The organism is Sphingomonas echinoides, assembly GCF_029623395.1.
Lineage (GTDB): Bacteria > Pseudomonadota > Alphaproteobacteria > Sphingomonadales > Sphingomonadaceae > Sphingomonas > Sphingomonas echinoides_A.
Genome location: NZ_JAPYKK010000018.1, coordinates 13293 through 35502, shown reverse-complemented (window position 1 = coordinate 35502; position 22210 = coordinate 13293). Strand labels below are relative to the sequence as shown.

The following is a 22210-nucleotide window of genomic DNA, read 5'->3' as shown; positions in this document are numbered from 1 at the left end:
TGCGCTCCGAAGGGAGTGTCCATGGTTGTCTGCATCTGCAATGCCATCCGCGAACGCGACGTCCGCGCCGCCGCCCGAAACGGGTGCCGGACGGCCTGCCAGGCCTATCGTACCATGGGGTGCGAAGCGAAATGCGGCCAATGCGTCCCCGCCGCCCGCGCGATCATCGACGAAGAGCGCGCCGTAGCCTAAAGGCTGGCCTCCGCTATTCCGCGACCAGCAAAGGCTAAACGATGCAAGGCGATCTCAAGGTCATCGAGTACCTCAACACGGCACTCAAGAATGAGCTAACGGCGGTCAATCAATATTGGCTGCATTACCGGCTGTACGATCACTGGGGCGTCCGGAAGCTTGCCGCGTTCGAACGACAGGAGTCGATCGACGAGATGAAGCATGCCGACTGGCTGTCGGAGCGGATCCTGTTCCTCGATGGTCTGCCCAATTTCCAGTTGCTGGGGCGGCTCCGCATCGGCGAGACGGTCGAGGAAGTCCTCAAGGCCGATCTCGCGCTCGAAATGGAAGCGCTGCCGCTGCTCCGCGATGCGATCGAGCATAGCGAAAAGGTCCGCGACTATGTCAGCCGCGATCTGTTCCGCCGCATCCTCGACAGCGAGGAAGAGCATGTCGATACGCTCGAGCGCCAGTTCGAAATGATTGCGCGGATGGGGATCGAGAATTACGTCCAGCTGCAGAGCAAGCCCGCCGACGACGAGGGCTGACGCGCCCGTCACATAGGCGTTTCCCCGGCGAGAGCCGGGGAAACCTACTCCACGTCCTTCCACGCCCCCCAGAAGTCGATCATCTTCGGGGTAAGCCAGCCGTACGTGAAGTTGAGCATGTAGATCGCCCACAACACCGTCGCGACGATCGTCACGCGCAACGCGATGCGCCCGGCGCGGAACTCGTGCGGCGCGCTGTCGGCCTGTCCGGGCACGCGCTCCACGCCTGCCTCGTCCGCGGTTTTCACCCCGAACGGCAGGACGAAGAACACAGAAAACGCCCAGAACAGGAAATAGATCGCCAGCGCTGAAGTCCACCGCATGTCGCTCTCCTCCTGTTCCGAGCCTATGTGAGGCTCAAGCCTCGATCAACAACACGTCGACGATCGGCTTCTTGCCGGTCCAGCGAGTCGCGACCTTGCGGGTGGCGAGCCGGATCTGCTCGCGCAGCTTGTCGCGATCACGTCCACCCTGCTTGACCGCAACGACGACCGCGCTGATCGTCTCTTCGAGGAACGGTTCGCGATCTTCCTCGACCGGAATGCCCTGGATCCGGACTTGCGGCTGGCCGATCATACCACGCTGACCGATCGCGACCGCCACCGAAATCTGGCCGAACAGGCCGAGCTTGCGGCGCTCGTTGATGGTCGAGCCATCGCCCGGCAGGATGACGTCACCGTCGAGCACGAGGCGACCGACAGCGGCATTGCCGATCTTGGTGGGGTTGCCCGGCGCGAGGCGGATGATGTCGCCGTTGGTCTGCACCACCGCGCGCGGCACGCCTTCGGACAAAGCAAAGCGCGCCTGCTCCATCAGGTGGCGCATTTCGCCGTGGACCGGCATCAGGATCTCGGGCTTCATCCACTTGTACATCTGGAGCAGCTCGGGACGACCCGGGTGGCCCGACACATGGACATGCGCCTGGCGGTCGGTGATCATGATCACACCCTTGGCCGCGAGCTGGTTCTGGATTCGCCCGATCGCGACTTCGTTGCCCGGGATCTGCTTCGACGAGAAGACGACGGTATCGCCCTGGTCGAGCGAGATCGGATGCTGGCCATTGGCGACACGTGCAAGTGCAGCGCGATCCTCGCCCTGCCCCCCGGTTGCGACGACCAGAACCTTGTCGCGCGGCAGCCGCATCGCGGCCTCTGCGTCGATCGTGTCGGGGAAGTCCTTCAGATAGCCGGTTGCGCGCGCGACCTTGAGGATGCGGTCGAGCGACCGCCCCTGGACCGACAATTGCCGCCCGGTCTCAATCGCGACCTTGCCGAGCGTGTGGAGACGCGCGGCGTTGGAGGCGAACGACGTTACCAGCACGCGGCCCTTGGCCTTGCCGATCACGTCCATCAGGCCGGACAGTACGTCACTCTCGGAGCCCGAGGCGTCGTTATTGAATACGTTGGTCGAATCACACACCAGCGCGAGAACGCCGTCCTTGCCGATCGCGGCGAGTTGATCCGGCGTGGCGGGCTTGCCGATGACCGGCGCGGCATCGAGCTTCCAGTCGCCGGTGTGGAAAATGCGCCCGTAAGGCGTATCAATCAGCAGCGCGCTCGCTTCCGGAATCGAGTGCGACATCGGCACGAAGGTGATGCCGAACGGCCCGATCTCGAACGGCGCGTCGGGCTGGATCACGCGCAGCTTGACGCGGTTGGCGTTGCCCTCTTCCTCGAGCTTGCCCCGGATCAGGCCGGCAGTGAACGGCGTCGCGTAGAGCGGTACGCCAAGATCCTCGGCGAGATATGGCAGCGCGCCGATGTGATCCTCATGACCATGCGTCAGCACGATCCCGATCAAATCGTCGAGGCGTTCCTCGATGAACTGCAGGTCGGGCAGGATCACGTCGATGCCGGGATATTGCGGATCGGCGAAGGTGATTCCGCAATCGACCATCAGCCACTTGCCGTTGCAGCCGTACAGATTGACGTTCATGCCAATCTCGCCCGACCCGCCAAGGGCCAGGAACAGCAGTTCTTTCTTAGGGGTAGTCACTAAGTCTTTGTTCTTTCAGTTTATCGCCGCCAGCTTGGCAAGCGGCGCAGGGAGGGTGCGCGGGTTAGGCGCGATGAATGTCGTAGAGATCAGAAAAGCGGGGCACCGATACGGGCGCACACACGCAAGGACTCTAGGCCGCTATATGGGCGCGATCCCACAAAATCGCCAGCCCCTGAATGGTGAGATCTGGTTCGATCGCGTCGAACGCGTCGGTATGCTGTTCGAACAGGACCGCCAGACCGCCGGTAGCGACGACCTTGCACGGGCGGCCGACCTCCGCCTTCATTCGCGCGACCAGCCCCTCAATCATCGCGACATAGCCCCAGTAGATGCCGATGTGCATCTGCGACACGGTATCCCGCCCGATCACGCTGGTGTCGTCAGGCGCTTCGATCGCGATCCGCGGAAGCTTCGCGGCGGCGGTGACCAGCGCATCGAGCGACAGGTTGATCCCCGGCGCAATGATCCCGCCCTTATATGCGCCGGTATAATCGACCACGTCGAAGGTTGCGGCAGTGCCGAAATCGATCACGATCAGGTCGCCCGGATGGCGGGCGTGCGCCGCGATCATCGTTACCGCACGATCCGCCCCAACGCTCTTGGGTTCGAGCACGTCGAGATGCATCCCCCATTCGACCGGCGCCTGGCCCGCAATCAACGGTTCGCTATCGAAATACTTCCGCGCGAGCGTTTGCAGGTTGTGGAGCGCCCGCGGGACGACGGTCGCGATGATGACCCCCGTCACCTGCTTGCGGTCATACCCTTCAAGGTTGAGCAACTGGCTGAGCCACACCGCATATTCGTCCGCCGTCCGACGCGGATCGGTTGCAATCCGCCAGCGCGCCTTGATCGTCGAGCCTTCAAGCAGCGCGAAGACGATGTTGGTGTTCCCGGCGTCGATGGCGAGCAGCATGGCTGGAAAAGAGCCCTTCAGAGGAGAAACACGTCGCCCGCGTGAATGACACGCGCGGTGCCATCCGCCAAGCGCAGGATGAGCGCGCCATCGCTGTCGAGCCCGTGGAACAGACCATCCGTCGCGCTCCCGTCGGGTAGCCGGGCAGTGAGCGCGGTGCCGATTGGGTGCGCGCGCTCGAGCCAGCGGGTGCGGATAGGCGCTAGGCCCTGCCCGCGCCAGATGCCGAGCCAGCGGGCGAAGGTTTCGGCGAGTGTCTCGGCGAAGTCCGTGGGATCGGGGGTTGCGCCGTGCGCGGCGAGGCTGGTGGCGACGCGGTCGGTGTCTTTCGGGTGGTGTGCGAGGTTGACGCCGATCCCGACGACGACGGCGTCCCCGGTTCGCTCTAACAAGATGCCGGAGATCTTGGCGCCGCCCAGCAACAGATCGTTGGGCCATTTGAGCGCCAACCCGGCCCCGCGCGGACCGCCGGCGCTTTCACCCTGATGGTTGAGGGGAAGGTACGTCCGAACCACCTCTTCCAGCGCTACCGCAGCCACCAGGGCGAGCGTAGCGGGCGCCGGATCCCCGACCCGCACCCGGACAATACTGGATCCGTAGAAATTGCCGACCGGGGACACCCACAGCCGTCCCTGCCGCCCGCGCCCGCCGGTCTGCCGCTCGGCGCGCAGCCAGATCCCCTCGGAGATCCCGCTGCGCGCCAGTTCCAGCATGTCGGCGTTGGTAGACCCCGTCTCGGCGACGGTGCGAACCCGGTCGATCAGAACAGCGCCTTCGCCGCGACCATCGTCGCCCCGCCGAGGCTCGCGAGCCCGAGCCAGCCGATCGGCGAGATCGCCGCAGCCATCACCGCGATCAGACCGCCCTCGACCGGGTCAGTGCGCACCGCGAGCGGAGCGCCTTCGACTGTCTCGGCCGGTGCATCGATGTACATCACCTTGACGACGCGCAGGTAGTAGAAGGCACCGATCACCGAGGCGACGAAGCCGACCACCGCGAGCGGATAGAGCCCGGCAACGATCGCCGCCTGGAACACCGCGACCTTGGCGTTGAAGCCGAGCATCGGCGGGATGCCCGCGAGCGAGAACATGAAGATCGCCATCGCGAGCGCGAGACCAGGCCGCGTGCGCGACAGGCCCGCGAGCGCGGTGATGCTTTCGACCGGCTGCCCGGCGGCGTCCTTCATCTGAAGGACGATCAGGAAGCTGCCCAGCGTCATCACGACATATACGGTGAGGTAGAACAACACCGCCGCAACACCCGCCTGCGTGCCGGCCGCGAGACCGATCAGCACGAAGCCGACGTTGTTGATCGACGAATAGGCCAGAAGGCGCTTGATGTTGGTCTGCCCGATCGCCGCGACCGCACCGAAGATGATCGACGCGAGCGCCGCGAAGATCACGATCTGACGCCACTGGTCGGTCGCCGGTCCCATCGCCTCGACCGCAACGCGGACCGACAAGGCGACTGCTGCCACCTTGGGGGCGGAGGCGAAGAAGGTCGTCACCGGGGTCGGTGCGCCTTCGTATACGTCCGGGGTCCACATGTGGAACGGAACGGCGCTCATCTTGAATGCGAGACCGGCGAAGACGAACACCAGCCCGAAGGTCAGCCCGAGCGAGCGCCCCTCACCGTACGCCGTTGCGATCGACGAGAAGAGCGTCGTCCCGCTGAAGCCGTAGACCAGCGAGATGCCGTACAACAGGATCCCGCTCGCGAGCGCGCCCAGCACGAAATACTTGAGGCCGGCTTCGGCCGAGCGTGTGTCCCGGCGCATGAAGCTCGCCAGCACGTACGCCGCGAGGCTCTGGAGTTCGAGCCCGACGTACAGCGTCAGCAAGTCGCCCGCCGAGACCATCATGCTCATGCCCGCTGCGGACAGCAGGATCAGCACCGGATATTCCGGGCGGAGATCGTCGCCACGACCGGCCGCGAAGAAACGCGGCGCGATCAGGATCGCGATGGCGGACGCGCCGAAGATCAGCACCTTGGCGAACGCGCCGAACGCATCGCCGCGGACAAGCCCGCCGAATGCGTCGCCGCCGTAGGAGGCGGGCCCGGTCAGCGCGATCGTCGCACCGACCAGCACGGCGACCGCGACGATCGACACCATGCGCGTCGAGGCCTGGCCACCCCAGGCGGCGACCAGCATCAGTGCAATCGCCCCCAGCGCAAGGATTTCCTCGGGGAGGACCATCAACAGCGACATGTTCATGGCCGTGCCTCCGCATGCTGGACGGGCAGCGCCATCGCCTTGCCCGGCGTCGGCAGCGAGTCACCTGCCGGGGTCGCACGCGAAATGCGCGCTTCCAACGTGGCGACATCCTTGCGCATCGGCGCGAGGAAGCTCTCGGGATACACGCCCATCCACAGCGCTACCGCTGCAATCGGGGCCAACAGCGCAATTTCACGCAGCGAAAGGTCGGGCATTGCGCGCACATCGTCCTTGGTCAGATCGCCGAATACGACACGGCGGTAGAGGTAAAGCATGTAGGCAGCCCCGAGGATGATCCCGGTGGTGCACAGCAGCGTGATCGCGGTCGAGACCTGATACGTCCCCGCCAGGCTGAGGAACTCGCCGACGAACCCGCTCGTGCCCGGAAGCCCGATCGATGCCATCGTGAAGAACAGGAACAGCAAGGCGTAGCGCGGCATGTTGATCGCGAGGCCACCATAACGCGAGATCTCGCGGGTATGGAGCCGGTCGTAGATCACGCCGACGCACAGGAACAACGCCGCCGAGACGAGGCCATGCGACAGCATGACGATCATCGCGCCCTCGATCCCCTGGCGATTGAACGCGAACAGGCCGATCGTCACGATCGCCATATGCGCGACCGAGGAATAAGCGATCAGCTTCTTCATGTCCGACTGCACGAGTGCCACGAGCGAGGTGTAGATCACCGCGATCGCCGACAGACCAAGCACCAGCCACGTGAGCTGCGCCGACGCTTCGGGGAACATCGGCAGTGAGAAGCGCAGGAAGCCGTATCCGCCGAGCTTGAGCAACACACCCGCAAGGATCACCGAACCAGCGGTCGGCGCCTGGACGTGCGCGTCGGGAAGCCAGGTGTGGAACGGCCACATCGGCATCTTGACCGCGAACGACGCGAAGAACGCCAGCCACAGGAAGGTCTGCGCCTTGACCGGGAAGTCGGTCCGCAGCAGCGTCGGAATGTCGCTGGTGCCTGCGAAATTCGCCATCCACAGCATCGCCACCAGCATCAGCACCGAGCCGAGCAGCGTGTAGAGGAAGAATTTGTACGAGGCGTAGATGCGGTTTACGCCACCCCAGATGCCGATGATGAGATACATCGGGATCAGGCCGGCTTCGAAGAAGATGTAGAACAGGAACAGGTCCTGCGCCGTGAAGGTGCCGATCATCAGCACTTCGGTGAACAGGAACGCCGCCATATATTCCTGGACGCGGTTGGTGACCGCGACCCAGCTGGCGCCGATGCACACCGGCATCAGAAACACGCTGAGCATCACCAGCAACAGCGCGAACCCGTCGATGCCGAGCTTCCAGCTGAAGATACCGAGGTTGCCGGCGTCCTCGACGAACTGCCACTGCGCGCCGCCGATATCGTAGCTGGTCCACAGCCCGATCCCGAGGACGAGATCGATCAGCGTCGCGATCAGCGCGATCCAGCGTGCGCCTTGCGCGGAAGAGAAGAGACAGGCCACGGCCGCGATCGCAGGGATCGCGAGCATGATCGAAAGGATTGGAAAGCCGCTCACTTGCTCGTCGCCCAGATGTTGATTGCCCAGGTCACGGCCCCGGTCAGGCCCAGCAGCATGACGAACGCATAAGTATAAACGTACCCCGATTGGATTTTACCAGCGACCCGCGAGCTGCGCTCGACGATCCAGGCCGAGCCGTTCGGCCCGAAGCGATCGATCGTCTTCTCGTCCCCGCGGTGCCAGAAGAAGCGACCGATGGCGAATGCCGGCCTTACGAACAGCAGATCGTACAATTCGTCGAAATACCATTTGTGCAGCAGGAAGTCGTAGATCGGCGCGTACGTCTCGGCGAGCTTCTGCGATACACCCGGCGAGCGGATGTAGAAGATGTACGCACCGACCAGACCGGTCAGCATCGCAATGGTCGCCGACAGCTTCACCAGCAGCGGAACCTCATGCATTTCGTGCATCAGATGCTCGCGGAAGGCGATCGCGCCACGCCAGTATTCTTCGCCGGCGGTCGGCTCGATGAAGTAGCCATGGAACACGAACCCAGCCGCAATCGCACCGATCGACAGGATGATCAGCGGGATCAGGATCGGGAACGGGCTTTCGTGCGGATGATAGCCACCCGTGCCGTCGCCCTTGGTGGTGAACACCGGATGCAGCGGGACGGCATGGCCGTGCGCGCCATGAGCATGATCGTCATGACCGTGCGGCTCGCTGCCCTGCCCTTCCTCTGCGGCTTCACCGTGATGCGCATGCGCCGCGGTGGTGCCGTGATCGTCATGGCCGGCATGGACCGCGTCATGGCCGTGGCCGTGCGCGTCGTGGATCGCATGCTGGATATGCTCAGACTGCTCCCAGCGCGGCTTGCCCCAGAAGGTGAGGAACATCAAACGCCACGAGTAGAAGCTCGTCAGCAGCGCCACGATGATCCCGACGATCGATGCGCCGTGATTGCCCGAAGCCCAGGCCGCTTCGATGATCGCATCCTTCGAATGGAAGCCTGCGAAACCGATTGCGAGCGGGTTGCCGAACACTGCGGGAATACCGACGCCGGTGATGGCCAGCGTGCCCATCATCATGCCCCAGAAGGTGATCGGGATGCTTTTCCGCAGGCCGCCATAATAGCGCATGTCCTGCTCGTGATGCATCGAGTGGATCACCGAACCGGCACCGAGGAACAGCAGCGCCTTGAAGAACGCGTGCGTGAACAAGTGGAACATCGCGGCGCCATAGGCCCCGCACCCGGCGGCAAAGAACATGTACCCGAGCTGCGAGCAGGTCGAATAAGCGATCACGCGCTTGATGTCGGTCTGCACCATGCCGATCGTCGCGGCGAACAGGCAGGTCGCAGCGCCCACGGTCATCACCACCGTCAAAGCGAACGGCGACGTCTCGAACATCGGCGACAGGCGGCACACCATGAACACGCCCGCGGTGACCATCGTCGCCGCGTGGATCAGCGCCGACACCGGGGTCGGGCCTTCCATCGCGTCGGGCAACCAGGTGTGAAGCCCGAGCTGTGCCGACTTGCCCATCGCGCCGACGAACAGCAGCAGGCAGAGCACCGTCATCGTATCGAAGCGACCACCGAAGAAGCCGATCGTCGACCCGGCCATCCCCGGCGCAAGCCGCAGGATCTCGGGGATCGAGACGGTGTTGAACACCAGATACGTGCCGAAGATGCCGAGCATGAAGCCCAAGTCGCCGACGCGGTTGACGACGAACGCCTTGATCGCAGCAGCATTGGCCGTGGGCTTGCGGAACCAGAAGCCGATCAGGAGGTAGGATGCTAGACCCACGCCTTCCCAGCCGAAGAACATCTGGACGAGGTTGTCCGCGGTCACCAGCATCAGCATCGCGAAGGTGAACAGCGACAGATACGCGAAGAAGCGCGGCTGGTCGGGGTCCTCCTCCATATAGCCCCAGCTATACAGATGAACGAGCGCCGAGACGCTGGTGATGACGACGAGCATGACCGCGGTCAGCGCGTCGACGCGGAGCGACCAGTCTATCACCATGTCGCCGGAATGGATCCAGTCGAGCACCGGCGTGACCGTTGCTTCGCCACCACCAAGGTAATGGAGGAAGATCGGCCAGCTGAGCGCGCACGACACGAACAAGGCGCCGGTCGTGACGATCTTGGGGAGCGCGGAGCCGAAGCCCTTGTTCGCGAACCCTGCGATCAGCGACGCGAGCAGCGGCAGGAAGACGATGAAAAGAATCGAATGCACGTAACTTACCCCTGCATCCGGTTGGCGTCGTCGACCGAAATCGTCCCGCGGCTACGGAAATAGATGACGAGGATGGCGAGCCCGATGGCCGCCTCACCCGCCGCGACCGTCAGCACGAACATCGCGAACACCTGTCCGACGAGATCGTGGAGATAGCCCGAGAAGGCGACGAAATTGAGGTTCACCGCGAGCAGGATCAGCTCGACCGCCATCAGCATGACGATGAGGTTCTTGCGGTTGGCGATGATGCCGAGCACGCCGAGCGCGAACAGGATCGCGCCCACGACGAGATAATGGCCCAAACCGATCGTCATAGCTCCACCCCTGCGCCGACCGTCGGCTGCGTATTGCGCGTCGCGTCCTGCGGACGGCGCGCGTTCTGCCGCGAAATGTTCTGCTTGCGCGACCCAGAGCGTTCCCGATGCGTCAGCACGATCGCGCCGATCATCGCGACGAGCAGCACGAGCCCGGCGCCCTCGAACACGAACAGATAGCGCGTGTAGAGCACCATCCCGAGCGCCTGGATGTTCGAGATCGTGTCGGGCGTCGGCGCCGCACGGCGCGCGAGCTCGATCTTGCCTGCGCTCCATGCGCCGAAGGCGAGCATGATCTCGGCGGCGAGGCCGACCGCAAACACCGCGCCGATCGCCGCGTAACGGGCGAACCCGGCGCGCAGTTCGGCGAAATCGATGTTGAGCATCATCACGACGAACAGGAACAGCACGGCGACCGCTCCCACGTAGACGATGACGAGCAGCATCGCGATGAACTCGGCACCGACGAGGACCATCAGGCCCGCTGCGTTGAAGAAGGCCAGAATCAGCCACAACACGGCATGCACCGGGTTGCGCGAGGTGATGGTCAGCGCGGCTGACGCGATCACGATCGCTGCGAAAAGATAAAAGGCGAGTGCCTGGATCACGGTTTTCTGGGGCCCCTCAGAGTCGGTGCGGCGCTTAACGGTAAGGTGCGTCGGCGGCAAGGTTCGCGGCGATTGCGCTTTCCCAACGGTCGCCATTCGCCAGCAGCTTGGTCTTGTCGTAGATCAGTTCTTCGCGCGTTTCGGTCGCATATTCGAAGTTCGGACCTTCGACCACCGCGTCGACCGGGCACGCTTCCTGGCACAAGCCACAGAAGATGCACTTGGTCATGTCGATGTCGTAGCGCGTCGTGCGGCGCGAGCCGTCGTCGCGCGGTTCCGCCTCGATCGTGATCGCCTGCGCCGGGCATACCGCCTCGCACAGCTTGCACGCGATGCAGCGTTCCTCGCCGTTGGGATAGCGCCGCAGCACATGCTCCCCACGGAAGCGCGGGCTGATCGGGTTCTTCTCGAACGGATAGTTGATCGTCGCCTTGGCCTTGAAGAAATACTTCAGGGTCAGTGCGTGCGCCTTGAGGAACTCCCAAAGCGTATAGGACTTGATGATCTGGGCGACGCTCACGAGCGCTTCTCCAACTGGTTCACGCGAGCAGCCTGGCACACGCCATCGGTGGGATAGCGCGGACGACCGTCGTCGTAGAGATATTGCTTGGTATAGACCCGGTTCTCGGGCGCGCACTCGGTGCCGACGCGGGTCATCATCAGGACACCCGAGATCAGGAACACCCAGAACAGCGACAGCGGCAGGAAGATCTTCCAGCCCAGCCGCATCAGCTGGTCGTAGCGGTAGCGCGGAACCGTCGCCTTCACCCAGCTGAACAGGAAGAAGAACACCAGGATCTTGATGAACAGCCAGATGATGCCCGGAACGACATACAGCGGCGCCCAGTCGAACGGCGGCAGGTACCCGCCCCAGAACAGCGTCGCGTTGAGCGCGCACATCAGGATCACGTTGGCATATTCGCCGAGCCAGTAGAGCGCGAACGACATCGACGAATATTCGGTCTGATACCCGGCGACGAGCTCGCTCTCCGCCTCGGTCAGATCGAACGGTGCACGCTGCGTTTCCGCGAGCGACGAGATGAAGAACACCACCGCCATCGGGAACAGCAACGGGTTGAGGAAGAAGCCGTTGACCGGCGTTCCCAGCACACCCTTCTGCGCTTCGACGATGTTGGTCAGGTTGAAGCTGCCGCTCCACAGCACGATCGAGATGAGCACGAAGCCGATCGCGACTTCGTACGAAACCATCTGCGCCGCGGCGCGGATCGCCGAGAAGAACGGGTATTTGGAGTTGGACGACCAGCCCGCGAGGATGATCCCGTACACCCCGAGCGACGACGCCGCGAGGACGTAGAGCAACCCGACGTTGATGTCGGCCAATGCGGCGCGCGCATCGAAAGGCACCACCGCCCACACGATCAGCGCGACCGTGAAGGTGATGATCGGCGCGATCAGGAACAGCGTCTTGTTCGCCGCCGACGGGATGATCGTTTCCTGGAGAAAGACCTTGAGGCCGTCCGCGAACGACTGGAGCAGCCCGAGCGGGCCGACCACGTTCGGACCACGCCGCAACGCCATCGCCGCCCAGATCTTGCGATCGGCATAGATGATCATCGCGACCGCGAGCATCAGCGGCAACGCGATCAGGAGAATGTCCATCAGCGTCGCGAGCGTCCAGGCCCAGCCATATGGCAGGCCGAACCGGTAGGTGAAGAAGGAGGTCATTCCGCTGCCTCCGCAAAGTCTACGCCGTGGACGAGTTCAGCCGAGCAGCGCTGCATCGTCGGGCTCGCCCGGCAGATTGCGTTGGTCAAATAGAAGTCCTTGATCGGATAGCCGGTCAGTTCACCCGAAGCCGCCGCGTTGAGCGCGGGCGGTGCCCAGTCAAACGTCGCGAGCCCAAGCGTTGCGAGCGCAGGGGTATCGGTCGCCATGTCCGCGCGCAGTTCCTCGAGCGTGTCGAACGGGAGCGTCTTGCCCATCATGCCCGACAGCGCGCGCAGGATCGTCCAGTCCTCGCGCGCGTCGCCCGGCGGGAACACCGCACGCTCGCCACGCTGAACACGACCCTCGAGGTTGACGTACGTCCCCGACTTCTCGGCATAGCTGGCGCCCGGCAACACGACGTCGGCAGCAGCCGCGCCCTTGTCGCCGTGATGGCCGATGTAGATCTTGAACGTGCCCTCGAACGCGGCGAAGTCGACTTCGTCCGCGCCCAGGAAGAACGCGAGCTTCGGCTTGGCCGCGACGACATCCGCGATGCCGCCCTTTTGCGCGTAACCGAGCATCAGGCCACCCATGCGGCTGGCCGCCATGTGCAGCACGTTGAAGCCGTTCCACCCGTCCTTGATTAGACCCAGCGGCGACACCAGCGCGAGCGCGGCGCCGAGCGACTTGAGCCCTGCCCCGCCGACGATCATCATCGGACGCTCGGCCTTGGCGAATGCCTCGGTCACGGCGTCCGGCAGGTTGCCGAGCACGCCGAGATCCTCGCCGAGCCAGTCGACCTTGTAGGTCAGCTCGGTTTCCGGTCCGATCGCGAAGACCTTGGCGCCCTTCTTGATGGCTTTGCGGATCCGCGTGTTCACCAGCGGCGCTTCCCAGCGCACGTTGCTGCCCACGATCAGGATCACGTCAGCCTTTTCGGTGCCAGCGATCGTCGTGTTGAAATTGACCGCGGCCAGATTGGTCGTGTCGTAATCCATACCCGTCTGGCGGCCTTCGAGCAGGGTCGAGCCCAGGCTGCCGAGCAGCGCCTTGGCGGCATACATCGTCTCGCAATCGACCAGATCGCCCGCAATCGCCGCGATGTTCGACCCGGCGTCGACCTGCGAGATCGCAAGGAACGCGGCATCCCACGAGGCTTCGGTCAGACGGCCATTCTTACGGATATACGGCTTGTCGAGACGACGACGGACCAGACCGTCAACCGCGTGGCGCGTCTTGTCGCTCGCCCATTCCTCGTTCACGTCCTCGTTGATCCGCGGCACGGCGCGGAGCACCTGGCGACCACGGCTGTCGAGCCGGATGTTGGTGCCAACCGCGTCCATCACGTCGATCGTCAGCGTCTTGCGGAGTTCCCACGGACGCGCCTCGAACGCGTACGGCTTGGAGGTCAGCGCACCGACCGGGCACAGGTCGACGACGTTGCCCGACAGTTCGCTCGTCACGGCATGTTCGAGATAGGACACGATCTGCATGTCCTCGCCACGACCGATCGCGCCGATTTCCTCGACGCCCGCGACTTCCTCGGCAAAACGGATGCAGCGCGTGCACTGGATGCACCGCGTCATCACCGTCTTGACGATCGGCCCCATATACTTCTCGGTGACCGCGCGCTTGTTCTCGTCATAGCGCGACTGGCCGCGCCCATAAGCGAGGCTCTGGTCCTGCAGGTCGCATTCGCCACCCTGGTCGCAGATCGGGCAATCGAGCGGATGGTTGATGAGGAGGAACTCCATCACCCCTTCGCGCGCGTTCTTGACCATCGGCGAGTTGGTGAAGATTTCCTGCTTGTCCGCCGCCGGCAGCGCGCACGATGCCTGCGGCTTCGGCGGTCCGGGTTTCACCTCGACCAGGCACATGCGGCAATTGCCCGCGATGCTCAGGCGCTCATGATAGCAGAAGCGCGGGATTTCCTTGCCCGCGATCTCGCACGCCTGGAGCACGGTGGCACCAGCGGGCACTTCGACTTCGACGCCGTCGACTTTGACAATAGGCATTATTCAGCCGCTTCCATCATCGGGCTCAGCCCGCCGCCACGCTTCTCGGTGATCCGCCGCTCCATCTCGGGGCGGAAGTGCTTGATCAGGCCCTGGATCGGCCAGGCCGCCGCATCGCCGAGCGCACAGATCGTGTGGCCTTCGACCTGCTTGGTCACCTGATACAGCGTATCGATCTCGGAAATGTCCGCGTCGCCGGTGCGCATCCGCTCCATCACGCGCCACATCCAGCCGGTGCCCTCGCGGCACGGCGTGCACTGGCCGCAGCTCTCATGCTTGTAGAAATACGACAGGCGGCTGATCGCGCGGACGATGTCGGTCGACTTGTCCATGACGATGATTGCGGCAGTGCCCAGACCCGAACCGACCTTCTTGAGGCCGTCGAAATCCATCGGGCAGTCCATGATCTCGGCAGCCGGCACCAGCGGAACCGACGACCCGCCCGGGATGACCGCGAGCAGATTGTCCCACCCGCCACGGATCCCACCGCAATGCGTCTCGATCAGTTCGCGGAAGGTGATGCTCATCGCCTCCTCGACCACGCACGGCTTGTTCACGTGACCGCTGATCTGGAACAGCTTGGTGCCGCGGTTGCCCTCGGCGCCGAAGCTCGCGAACCACTCCGGCGAGCGACGCAGGATCGTCGGAACGACTGCGATCGACTCGACATTGTTGACCGTCGTCGGGCAGCCATAGAGCCCCGCCCCGGCCGGGAACGGCGGCTTGAGCCGCGGCTGGCCCTTCTTGCCCTCGAGGCTCTCGAGCATCGCGGTCTCTTCGCCGCAAATGTAGGCGCCCGCGCCACGGTGGACGAAGACGTCGAAGTCGTAGCCCGACCCGCTGGCGTTCTTGCCGATCAGGCCCTTGTCATACGCCTCGGCGACCGCCGCGAAGAGGACTTCGGCTTCACGAATATATTCGCCGCGGATGTAGATATACGCAGCACGCGCCCGCATCGCATAACCCGCGATCAGCGCACCCTCGATCAGCTTGTGCGGATCGTGACGGATGATCTCGCGATCCTTGCACGACCCCGGCTCGGATTCATCGGCGTTGATGACGAGGAAGTTTGGCCGGTCCGGCTTTGGCTCCTTCGGCATGAACGACCATTTGGTGCCGGTCGGGAAGCCAGCACCACCACGGCCGCGCAAGCCCGATGCCTTGACCGCGTCGATCAGCGCATCCTGCCCGCGTGCCATAAGGCCCTTGGTGTCGTCCCAATCGCCACGCTTGATCGCGGCCTCAAGATTCCACGGCTGGAAGCCGTAGACGTTGGTGAAAATGCGGTCCTTATCGGCGAGCATCAGCGTGCGCTCTCGGTCGCGAGGGTAGGAAGGAACGGGCGCATCAGGCGACTCCGTCCACGAGTTCGAGCCGCTGCTTCACGCGGCGCATGTCGGCCGACACGCCGTCGACCCCATGCTGGAGGGCGGCAAGATGCGTATCGATCCCGAGCAGGCGATGCTCCATCGCGGTCTGCCGCAATTCCATGTTCAGCATCCGATCTTTCACGTCGCTGACATCACTGCGAATGCCGCGCAGCATCTCGGAGATGAAACGGGTTTCTTCGACCGTCATGCCCACTCCCCCCGATAGTCATGGTTCTCGTCGACCATCGCGACGAGGTTCGTCGGGCCGCCTGCCGCGCAGCTGTCGCGCCGCCCAGTCTGCGATCCCGGCGTGACCGGCGTGCCGTTGGCCAGTGCCTCGAGCAAAGCGCTGGTCTTGTCGTAATCGAGATCTTCGAAGTTATCGTCGTTGATCTGGACCATTGGCGCATTCGCGCAGGCACCGAGACACTCGACCTCGGTCAGCGTGAACAGACCGTCCGGAGTCGTACGGCCCTTAATCAGGCCCTTGTTCTTGCAGGCCGCCAGAACGTCGTCGCTGCCGCCGAGCAGGCACGGCGTCGTGCCGCAGACCTGAACGTGATAGCGGCCGACCGGGGCCATGTTGAACATGGTGTAGAAGGTCGCGACCTCATAGACGCGCATGTACGGCACGCCGATCTGGCGCGCGACGAACTCGATCACCGGGACCGGCAGCCAGCCTTGCGTCTGCGTTTCGGCGCCGACCTGACGTTGTGCCAGATCGAGGAACGGGATCGACGCGGATTGCTCGCGACCCTTGGGATAGCGACCGAGGATCTCGTTCGCCTTCTTCTGGTTTTCGTCGTTCCACGCGAACGCACCCCAGCGGGCGCGAGTCTCGGCTTCGTCGGGAATTTTGGGCGCTTCGGCCATTAGCGGATGAACTCCACGCGGTCGACTTTATCGCCGACAAACGAATAGATGGACATGACTTCGAACGCTTCGCCGCCGGGTCCGCGCGAAACATTCTCGTGCAAAACGACGGTGTCGCCGATTTCGTAGGACGACAGGATCCCGGCATGGTTCTGCGGGTATTGCGCGAACATCGCCTTCAATCCCGACCGAACCCCTTCCCGACCTTCGCGAACGACGGCGCCACGATAGGTCGCCTCGCACGCGCCGTCGGTCATCAGGTCGACATAGCCGTCGGCATCCTGCGCATTGTAGCGCGCGATCATGCGGTGTGCGGTTGCCAGCTTGCCGGTCACCGGTCACACTCCCCGAACACGATGTCCATCGCCCCCAGGATCGCGGTGGTGTCGGCGAGCATGTGGCCCTTCGACATGAAGTCCATCGCCTGCAGATGCGAGAACGCCGTCGGGCGGATCTTGCAACGGTACGGCTTGTTCGTGCCATCCGCGACCAGATACACGCCGAACTCGCCCTTCGGGCTTTCGGTCGCGACATAGACGTCGCCGGCGGGCACGTGGAAGCCTTCGGTGTACAGCTTGAAGTGATGGATCAGCGCTTCCATCGAGCGCTTCATCTCGGCGCGCTTGGGCGGCACGACCTTGCGGTCGAGCGACGCGATCGGCCCCTCGGGCATGTCGCGCAGGCACTGCTTCATGATCCGTGCGGACTGGCGGACTTCCTCGACGCGCACCATGAACCGGTCATAGCAATCGCCGCGCGTGCCGACCGGCACGTCGAAGTCCATCTTGGCGTACACGTCATACGGCTGCGACTTGCGCAGATCCCAGGCGATGCCGGAGCCGCGGATCATCGGGCCGGAGAAGCCCCACTTGATCGCATCGTCACGGCTAACCGTGGCGATATCGACGTTGCGCTGCTTGAAGATGCGGTTGTCCGCGACGAGCGAAATCGCATCCTCGAACAGACGCGGCAGGCGCGTGTCGAGCCAGTCGGCCAGATCGGCGAGCAGCTTGAGCGGGGCGTCCTGATGGACGCCGCCCGGGCGGAAGTATGCGCTGTGCATCCGCGCGCCCGAGACCCGCTCGAAGAAGTTCATGCAATCCTCGCGGATTTCGAACAGCCACAGGTTCGGCGTCATCGCGCCGACGTCCATGACGTGCGACCCGAGGTTGAGCATGTGATTCGAAATGCGCGTCAGTTCGGCGAACAGCACGCGGAGATACTGCGCGCGGATCGGCACTTCGAGATCGAGCAGCTTCTCGATCGCGAGCACATAGCTGTGCTCCATGCACAGCGGCGAGCAGTAATCGAGCCGGTCGAAATACGGCAGCGCCTGCATGTACGTCTTGTATTCGATCAGCTTCTCGGTGCCGCGATGCAGCAGCCCAACGTGCGGATCGACACGCTCGACGATCTCGCCGTCAAGCTCCATCACGAGGCGCAAAACGCCGTGGGCTGCCGGATGCTGCGGACCGAAGTTGATCGTGTAATTCTGGATTTCGACGTCGCCGACTTCCGGGTTTTCCCCGTCGTAGCGATGTTCGAGCTGGTCGAGATACTCGGTCACTGGTTCTGCCCCTTGGTGGAGGGAACGACATCCGGATTGGCTGGCTTCTCGCCCGCACCCGGGCCGGGCTTGCCCGCACCCGACTGCGTGGTGTTCTCGGTCGCCTTGGGCTCGGTCGCGCCGGAGACGGGGCTTTTCGGGGCATCCGCCTTGACGATCTCGTCGGCCTTGAGCGGCGTCGGCGCGCCCTTGGCTTCGGGCACCTTCGCCTTCTCGTCACCCGGAAGGACGTATTCGGCGCCTTCCCATGGGCTCATGAAATCGAACGTGCGGAAATCCTGCGCAAGCGCGACGGGCTCATAGACCACGCGCTTTGCCTCTTCCGAGTAGCGCAGTTCGACATAGCCGGTCAGCGGGAAGTCCTTACGCTGCGGATGCCCGCGGAAACCGTAATCCGTGAGAATGCGGCGCAGATCGGAATTGCCAGAGAACAACACACCGTACATGTCGTACACTTCGCGCTCGAGCCAGCCGGCGACCGGCCAGATGCCCGTTACCGATGGCACCGGCTTCTCGTCGTCCGTCTGCACATGCACACGAATGCGGTGGTTGCGCGTCAGCGAGAGCAGGCAATAGACGACCTCGAACCGGTCGATCCCGCGATCGGGATAATCGACTCCGGCGATTTCCATCAGCTGCTGATATTCGAGACCGGGCGTATCGCGCAGCGCAACCATCGTCTCGACCAGCGAGTCCCGATCGACATGCAACGCAACTTCGCCGACCGCATCGAGCGAATGCAGCAGGTGGCCACCGAGCGCAGCGGTCGCCGCGTCGATCACGCCGTCATTGGCGCGATAGGCAGGAGCCGGCGCCCTCATCGTTCGATCGTCCCGACGCGACGGATCTTCCGTTGCAGCTGCATGATGCCATACAGCAACGCTTCCGCGGTCGGCGGGCAACCGGGGACATAGATGTCCACGGGCACGATCCGGTCACAACCGCGCACGACCGAGTAGCTGTAGTGATAATAGCCGCCGCCATTGGCGCACGAGCCCATCGAAATGACGTACTTCGGCTCCGACATCTGGTCATAGACCTTGCGAAGTGCAGGCGCCATTTTGTTGCAGAGCGTGCCCGCGACGATCATCACGTCCGACTGGCGCGGGGACGCGCGCGGTGCGGCACCGAAGCGCTCGAGATCGTAACGCGGCATGTTGACGTGGATCATTTCGACCGCGCAGCACGCGAGCCCGAAGGTCATCCACCACAGCGAACCCGTGCGCGCCCACTGGAACAGATCCTCGGTCGAGGTGACGAGGAAACCCTTGTCGCCCAGTTCGCCGTTCAGATCGTTGAAGAACGCGGCGTCGGGCTGGACCAGGTCCTGGCCCGGCAGGCCAGTCGTCGGATGAGTGAGTTCTACTCCCATTCGAGAGCTCCCTTCTTCCACGCGTAAACAAGGCCGAGCGCGAGTTCGGCAATAAACAGCATCATCGATCCCCACGCGACCCAGCCGAGCTGGAACACGCTGACCGCCCATGGATACAGGAACGCCGCTTCGAGATCGAAGATGATGAACAGGATCGCGACGAGGTAGAAGCGCACGTCGAACTGGCTGCGCGGATCCTCGAACGCGGGGAAGCCGCATTCATATTCGGAGAGTTTTTCTGCGGTCGGTTTGTGCGCGCCGGTCAGGCGCGCAACAACCATCGGCAGGAACACGAACGCGCTGGAAAGCACGAGCGCGACGCCGAGGAACAGCAGGATCGGCAGATATTGTGACAGGTCAACCAAGGGTGTTCTCGCATGTGCGAAGGGATGCCGAGGGCTTTAGGACCATGGGCTAATAGGGGCAAGGGTTGCGGGCGTGAGAATGAATCGCAACAGGGATTTGGCGGGCGGTGTTGGTAGGCGCGTGTGGCCCGCGCACCCCCGCCCCCTTGCGGCATTCCCGCGAAGGCGGGAATCCGTTGACGCCACGGCAGAAAGGTTGACCGAGGCCAGTCACCATTTATCCCTGCCTTCGCGGGGATGCCGGAACGTGGGGGCAGCGTCGCCCCCACCCCTTAGCGCAGAGCGCCCGCCAGCAATTTATGGAGTCGCGTCTGGAGCCCGTCGTTCGCGGCCAGGAATTCGCTGCGTTCCATCATCTTCTCGCCACCGCGGAAGTCGGTGACGAATCCGCCCGCTTCCTTGACGAGCAACAGGCCTGCGGCTGCGTCCCATGGCTTGAGGCCCGATTCCCAATAACCGTCGTACCGCCCTGCCGCGACCCAGGCGAGATCGAGCGCCGCCGACCCCATCCGCCGGATGCCGGCGACTTCCGGTGCGATCGCGCCGAAAATGCGCGACCATTCGGCGAAATTGCCGTGGCCGAGGAACGGAATGCCGGTCGCGATCAGCGAGTCGGCGAGGTCACGACGGGCCGACACGCGCAGCCGCTGCTCCTGCACCCATGCGCCCCGGCCCTTCTCGGCCCAGAACGCTTCGTCGGTGATCGGCTGATAGACCATCGCCGAGGTGATCTCGCGCTTGCCATTGGGCATCGGCTCCTCGACCGCGATCGAGATCGCGAAGTGCGGGATGCCGTGGAGGAAGTTGGTCGTGCCATCGAGCGGGTCGACGATGAAGCGCGGCTTGTTGGGGTCGCCTGCGACTTCGCCGCGCTCTTCCATCAGGAAGCCCCAGTCGGGGCGGGCGCGCGACAATTCCTCGTATAGCGTCTGTTCGGCACGCTGATCGGCGATCGTCACGAAGTCGGCGGGGCCCTTGCGGCTGACCTGGAGCTGCTGGACCTCGTTGAAATCGCGGCGCAGGCGCGGACCGGCCTTGCGCGCGGCACGATCGATGACGGTCATCAGACCGGAATGGGAGGGCATATCTTTTTCTTTCTTCTCCCTCTCCCCGCTTGTGGGGAGAGGGTCGGGGAGAGGGGCAGTACAGTGCGGTGCGCTACGATACTGCCCCTCTCCCGTCCTCGCTTCGCTCGGCCACCCTCTCCCCGCAAGCGGGGGAGAGGGAGAAGCGTTATTCGGCGCGCTTCACGTAGGTCTGTTCGTAGACGTCGACGACGATCCGCGTGCCCGCGCCGATATGCGGCGGGACCATGACGCGGACGCCATTCTCGAGGATCGCGGGCTTGTAGCTCGACGAGGCGGTCTGCCCCTTCACTACGGCATCCGCCTCGACGATCAGCGCCTCGATCGTGTCGGGGAGCTGCACCGAGATCGGACGCTCCTCCCACAATTCCATCACGACATCCATGCCGTCCTGCAGGAACGCCGCAGCATCGCCAAGGATGTCCGCGTCGAGCGAGATCTGCTCGTAATTGACCTTGTCCATGAAGGTCAGCGTGTCGCCCTCGCGGAACAGGAACTGGAAGTCGACCGTGTCGAGCCGGACCTTCTCGAGGCTCTCGGCCGAACGGAAGCGAACGTTGTTCTTGCGGCCGTCGATGAGGTTCTTCAGCTCGACCTGCATATAGGCGCCGCCCTTGCCGGGCTGGGTGTGCTGGATCTTCACCGCACGCCAGATGCCGCCTTCATATTCGAGAATGTTGCCGGGACGGATTTCGACCGCGTTGATCTTCATGGGGTGAGCCTGCGTTGCAAAGAGCCAAGGGGCGCCTCTTTTCGAGGCACCGTGGCGCGAGGCCTTAGCCGGGCAGCGGCTTCCCGGCAAGATAGGGGAACGGATCGACGTCTGTTCCCTCGTACCAATGCTGCGCAGGATCGGTCCGTGTCAGGCCGAAATGCAGGTGATAATTCCCTGCCCCCGCGTTGCCGGTATCGCCGACATACCCCAGCAGCTCACCCGCAGCGATCGTCTGGCCTTCGTGCAGTCCGGGGGCATAGCCCGAGAGATGGGCGTAATAATGCGTCCACGTCCGCGCCGGCGACCGGACGTATACGGTGATGCCACCGGCTTCGCTGTTCCACAGCTTCTCGACGACCCCCGGCGCCGCCGCGACGACCGGAGTATTCGCGGGCGCCATCACATCGGTGCCATGATGCGCCCGCGTTCCGTCATCCCGCGCTTCGCCCCAGGAGTCGCGAAGCGCGTTTCGCGCGATCCCGGAGACAGGCATGCCGAGCAAGATGGCCGGCCCGCGACCAGCACCGATATCAACCGGCTGGGGCTGCCAGCGTACCGCCAGCCGGAGCCGATCGAGCGGAGTTCGCGCCGCGCCGGACGATCCGGCGGGCGCATCCGGCAAGAACACCAGGGCAGCAATCCAAAGCCCGACGACCGCAACCAGCAATCCGAGCAAGACGAAACCGATCCGCCGCATACCGACG

General features: G+C 63.9%; 25 protein-coding genes. 2 read left to right on the top strand and 23 right to left on the bottom strand.

Going from position 1 to position 22210, the window contains the following annotated elements:
• Positions 1-21: 21 nt before the first annotated feature.
• Both QBJ92_RS12100 and bfr read left to right on the top strand, forming a co-directional pair.
• Positions 22-192, top strand: a complete 171-nt coding sequence (locus QBJ92_RS12100) for a (2Fe-2S)-binding protein (protein WP_277969946.1) — start codon at positions 22-24, stop codon at positions 190-192.
• 41 nt (positions 193-233) lie between these two features.
• A complete protein-coding gene (gene bfr / locus QBJ92_RS12095; RefSeq protein ID WP_277969945.1) occupies positions 234-719 on the top strand; it encodes a bacterioferritin in 486 nt (161 codons plus the stop codon).
• 44 nt (positions 720-763) lie between these two features.
• On the opposite strand, the gene QBJ92_RS12090 is transcribed toward bfr, so the two are convergent.
• From QBJ92_RS12090 to QBJ92_RS11980, 23 genes are all read right to left on the bottom strand, one after another.
• On the bottom strand, positions 764-1042 hold the full coding sequence (locus tag QBJ92_RS12090) for a DUF1467 family protein (protein ID WP_277969944.1): 279 nt from the start codon (positions 1040-1042) through the stop codon (positions 764-766).
• Between the two features lie 34 nt (positions 1043-1076).
• Positions 1077-2654 (bottom strand): ribonuclease J, encoded by a 1578-nt coding sequence (locus QBJ92_RS12085; protein WP_277969979.1) that lies wholly within the window; start codon positions 2652-2654, stop codon positions 1077-1079.
• 193 nt (positions 2655-2847) lie between these two features.
• Positions 2848-3630 carry a type III pantothenate kinase gene (locus tag QBJ92_RS12080; protein ID WP_277969943.1) on the bottom strand — a complete coding sequence of 261 codons (783 nt, stop codon included), beginning with the start codon at positions 3628-3630 and terminating at the stop codon, positions 2848-2850.
• Between the two features lie 17 nt (positions 3631-3647).
• Positions 3648-4343 (bottom strand): biotin--[acetyl-CoA-carboxylase] ligase, encoded by a 696-nt coding sequence (locus QBJ92_RS12075; RefSeq protein ID WP_431358397.1) that lies wholly within the window; start codon positions 4341-4343, stop codon positions 3648-3650.
• Between the two features lie 47 nt (positions 4344-4390).
• Positions 4391-5845, bottom strand: a complete 1455-nt coding sequence (nuoN, locus tag QBJ92_RS12070; protein ID WP_277969942.1) for an NADH-quinone oxidoreductase subunit NuoN — start codon at positions 5843-5845, stop codon at positions 4391-4393.
• Positions 5842-7371: an NADH-quinone oxidoreductase subunit M gene (locus tag QBJ92_RS12065; protein WP_277969941.1), complete on the bottom strand. Its 1530-nt coding sequence runs from the start codon at positions 7369-7371 to the stop codon at positions 5842-5844. Before QBJ92_RS12065 ends, nuoN begins: the two co-directional genes overlap by 4 nt.
• A complete protein-coding gene (nuoL, locus tag QBJ92_RS12060; RefSeq protein ID WP_277969940.1) occupies positions 7368-9554 on the bottom strand; it encodes an NADH-quinone oxidoreductase subunit L in 2187 nt (728 codons plus the stop codon). Before nuoL ends, QBJ92_RS12065 begins: the two co-directional genes overlap by 4 nt.
• A gap of 5 nt (positions 9555-9559) precedes the next feature.
• On the bottom strand, positions 9560-9868 hold the full coding sequence (nuoK, locus tag QBJ92_RS12055) for an NADH-quinone oxidoreductase subunit NuoK (RefSeq protein WP_010163525.1): 309 nt from the start codon (positions 9866-9868) through the stop codon (positions 9560-9562).
• Positions 9865-10476 carry an NADH-quinone oxidoreductase subunit J gene (locus QBJ92_RS12050; protein ID WP_277969939.1) on the bottom strand — a complete coding sequence of 204 codons (612 nt, stop codon included), beginning with the start codon at positions 10474-10476 and terminating at the stop codon, positions 9865-9867. The genes nuoK and QBJ92_RS12050 overlap by 4 nt, the downstream gene beginning before the upstream one ends.
• Before the next feature lie 34 nt (positions 10477-10510).
• Complete coding sequence (gene nuoI / locus QBJ92_RS12045; protein WP_010163523.1) at positions 10511-10996, bottom strand: NADH-quinone oxidoreductase subunit NuoI; 486 nt, start codon at positions 10994-10996, stop codon at positions 10511-10513.
• On the bottom strand, positions 10993-12162 hold the full coding sequence (gene nuoH / locus QBJ92_RS12040; protein ID WP_277969938.1) for an NADH-quinone oxidoreductase subunit NuoH: 1170 nt from the start codon (positions 12160-12162) through the stop codon (positions 10993-10995). The genes nuoI and nuoH overlap by 4 nt, the downstream gene beginning before the upstream one ends.
• Complete coding sequence (gene nuoG / locus QBJ92_RS12035) at positions 12159-14159, bottom strand: NADH-quinone oxidoreductase subunit NuoG (RefSeq protein WP_277969937.1); 2001 nt, start codon at positions 14157-14159, stop codon at positions 12159-12161. The genes nuoH and nuoG overlap by 4 nt, the downstream gene beginning before the upstream one ends.
• Positions 14159-15463 carry an NADH-quinone oxidoreductase subunit NuoF gene (gene nuoF, locus QBJ92_RS12030; protein ID WP_010216648.1) on the bottom strand — a complete coding sequence of 435 codons (1305 nt, stop codon included), beginning with the start codon at positions 15461-15463 and terminating at the stop codon, positions 14159-14161. Before nuoF ends, nuoG begins: the two co-directional genes overlap by 1 nt.
• Before the next feature lie 43 nt (positions 15464-15506).
• On the bottom strand, positions 15507-15737 hold the full coding sequence (locus QBJ92_RS12025; RefSeq protein WP_277969936.1) for a hypothetical protein: 231 nt from the start codon (positions 15735-15737) through the stop codon (positions 15507-15509).
• Positions 15734-16402 carry a complex I 24 kDa subunit family protein gene (locus tag QBJ92_RS12020; RefSeq protein WP_277969935.1) on the bottom strand — a complete coding sequence of 223 codons (669 nt, stop codon included), beginning with the start codon at positions 16400-16402 and terminating at the stop codon, positions 15734-15736. The genes QBJ92_RS12025 and QBJ92_RS12020 overlap by 4 nt, the downstream gene beginning before the upstream one ends.
• Positions 16402-16707 carry a nuclear transport factor 2 family protein gene (locus QBJ92_RS12015; protein WP_277969977.1) on the bottom strand — a complete coding sequence of 102 codons (306 nt, stop codon included), beginning with the start codon at positions 16705-16707 and terminating at the stop codon, positions 16402-16404. The genes QBJ92_RS12020 and QBJ92_RS12015 overlap by 1 nt, the downstream gene beginning before the upstream one ends.
• Before the next feature lie 26 nt (positions 16708-16733).
• Positions 16734-17969: an NADH-quinone oxidoreductase subunit D gene (locus tag QBJ92_RS12010; RefSeq protein WP_277969934.1), complete on the bottom strand. Its 1236-nt coding sequence runs from the start codon at positions 17967-17969 to the stop codon at positions 16734-16736.
• Entirely contained in the window at positions 17966-18790 is an 825-nt protein-coding gene (locus tag QBJ92_RS12005) for an NADH-quinone oxidoreductase subunit C (RefSeq protein WP_277969933.1), read from the bottom strand. Before QBJ92_RS12005 ends, QBJ92_RS12010 begins: the two co-directional genes overlap by 4 nt.
• The gene (locus QBJ92_RS12000; RefSeq protein WP_277969932.1) at positions 18787-19341 is read right to left on the bottom strand and encodes a NuoB/complex I 20 kDa subunit family protein; all 555 of its coding nucleotides are present in this window, start codon (positions 19339-19341) and stop codon (positions 18787-18789) included. Before QBJ92_RS12000 ends, QBJ92_RS12005 begins: the two co-directional genes overlap by 4 nt.
• On the bottom strand, positions 19332-19706 hold the full coding sequence (ndhC, locus tag QBJ92_RS11995) for an NADH-quinone oxidoreductase subunit A (RefSeq protein WP_277969931.1): 375 nt from the start codon (positions 19704-19706) through the stop codon (positions 19332-19334). The genes QBJ92_RS12000 and ndhC overlap by 10 nt, the downstream gene beginning before the upstream one ends.
• A 272-nt stretch (positions 19707-19978) precedes the next feature.
• A complete protein-coding gene (locus QBJ92_RS11990; protein WP_277969930.1) occupies positions 19979-20791 on the bottom strand; it encodes an inositol monophosphatase family protein in 813 nt (270 codons plus the stop codon).
• Positions 20792-20939: 148 nt separating this feature from the next.
• Positions 20940-21503, bottom strand: a complete 564-nt coding sequence (gene efp / locus QBJ92_RS11985) for an elongation factor P (RefSeq protein ID WP_277969929.1) — start codon at positions 21501-21503, stop codon at positions 20940-20942.
• Between the two features lie 64 nt (positions 21504-21567).
• Entirely contained in the window at positions 21568-22203 is a 636-nt protein-coding gene (locus QBJ92_RS11980; RefSeq protein ID WP_277969928.1) for a M23 family metallopeptidase, read from the bottom strand.
• Positions 22204-22210 lie beyond the last annotated feature (7 nt).

Excerpts from the sequence above, each read along its gene's own strand:
- QBJ92_RS12100 (WP_277969946.1), top strand. The coding sequence starts at position 22 with ATGGTTGTCTGCATCTGCAATGCCATCCGCGAACGCGACGTCCGCGCC.
- bfr (WP_277969945.1), top strand. The coding sequence starts at position 234 with ATGCAAGGCGATCTCAAGGTCATCGAGTACCTCAACACGGCACTCAAG.
- QBJ92_RS12090 (WP_277969944.1), bottom strand. The coding sequence starts at position 1,042 with ATGCGGTGGACTTCAGCGCTGGCGATCTATTTCCTGTTCTGGGCGTTT.
- QBJ92_RS12085 (WP_277969979.1), bottom strand. The coding sequence starts at position 2,654 with ATGAACGTCAATCTGTACGGCTGCAACGGCAAGTGGCTGATGGTCGAT.
- QBJ92_RS12080 (WP_277969943.1), bottom strand. The coding sequence starts at position 3,630 with ATGCTGCTCGCCATCGACGCCGGGAACACCAACATCGTCTTCGCGCTG.
- QBJ92_RS12075 (WP_431358397.1), bottom strand. The coding sequence starts at position 4,343 with ATGCTGGAACTGGCGCGCAGCGGGATCTCCGAGGGGATCTGGCTGCGC.
- nuoN (WP_277969942.1), bottom strand. The coding sequence starts at position 5,845 with ATGAACATGTCGCTGTTGATGGTCCTCCCCGAGGAAATCCTTGCGCTG.
- nuoK (WP_010163525.1), bottom strand. The coding sequence starts at position 9,868 with ATGACGATCGGTTTGGGCCATTATCTCGTCGTGGGCGCGATCCTGTTC.
- nuoH (WP_277969938.1), bottom strand. The coding sequence starts at position 12,162 with ATGACCTCCTTCTTCACCTACCGGTTCGGCCTGCCATATGGCTGGGCC.
- nuoG (WP_277969937.1), bottom strand. The coding sequence starts at position 14,159 with ATGCCTATTGTCAAAGTCGACGGCGTCGAAGTCGAAGTGCCCGCTGGT.
- nuoF (WP_010216648.1), bottom strand. The coding sequence starts at position 15,463 with ATGCTCGCCGATAAGGACCGCATTTTCACCAACGTCTACGGCTTCCAG.
- QBJ92_RS12025 (WP_277969936.1), bottom strand. The coding sequence starts at position 15,737 with ATGACGGTCGAAGAAACCCGTTTCATCTCCGAGATGCTGCGCGGCATT.
- QBJ92_RS12020 (WP_277969935.1), bottom strand. The coding sequence starts at position 16,402 with ATGGCCGAAGCGCCCAAAATTCCCGACGAAGCCGAGACTCGCGCCCGC.
- QBJ92_RS12015 (WP_277969977.1), bottom strand. The coding sequence starts at position 16,707 with ATGATCGCGCGCTACAATGCGCAGGATGCCGACGGCTATGTCGACCTG.
- QBJ92_RS12005 (WP_277969933.1), bottom strand. The coding sequence starts at position 18,790 with ATGAGGGCGCCGGCTCCTGCCTATCGCGCCAATGACGGCGTGATCGAC.
- QBJ92_RS12000 (WP_277969932.1), bottom strand. The coding sequence starts at position 19,341 with ATGGGAGTAGAACTCACTCATCCGACGACTGGCCTGCCGGGCCAGGAC.
- QBJ92_RS11990 (WP_277969930.1), bottom strand. The coding sequence starts at position 20,791 with ATGCCCTCCCATTCCGGTCTGATGACCGTCATCGATCGTGCCGCGCGC.
- efp (WP_277969929.1), bottom strand. The coding sequence starts at position 21,503 with ATGAAGATCAACGCGGTCGAAATCCGTCCCGGCAACATTCTCGAATAT.
- QBJ92_RS11980 (WP_277969928.1), bottom strand. The coding sequence starts at position 22,203 with ATGCGGCGGATCGGTTTCGTCTTGCTCGGATTGCTGGTTGCGGTCGTC.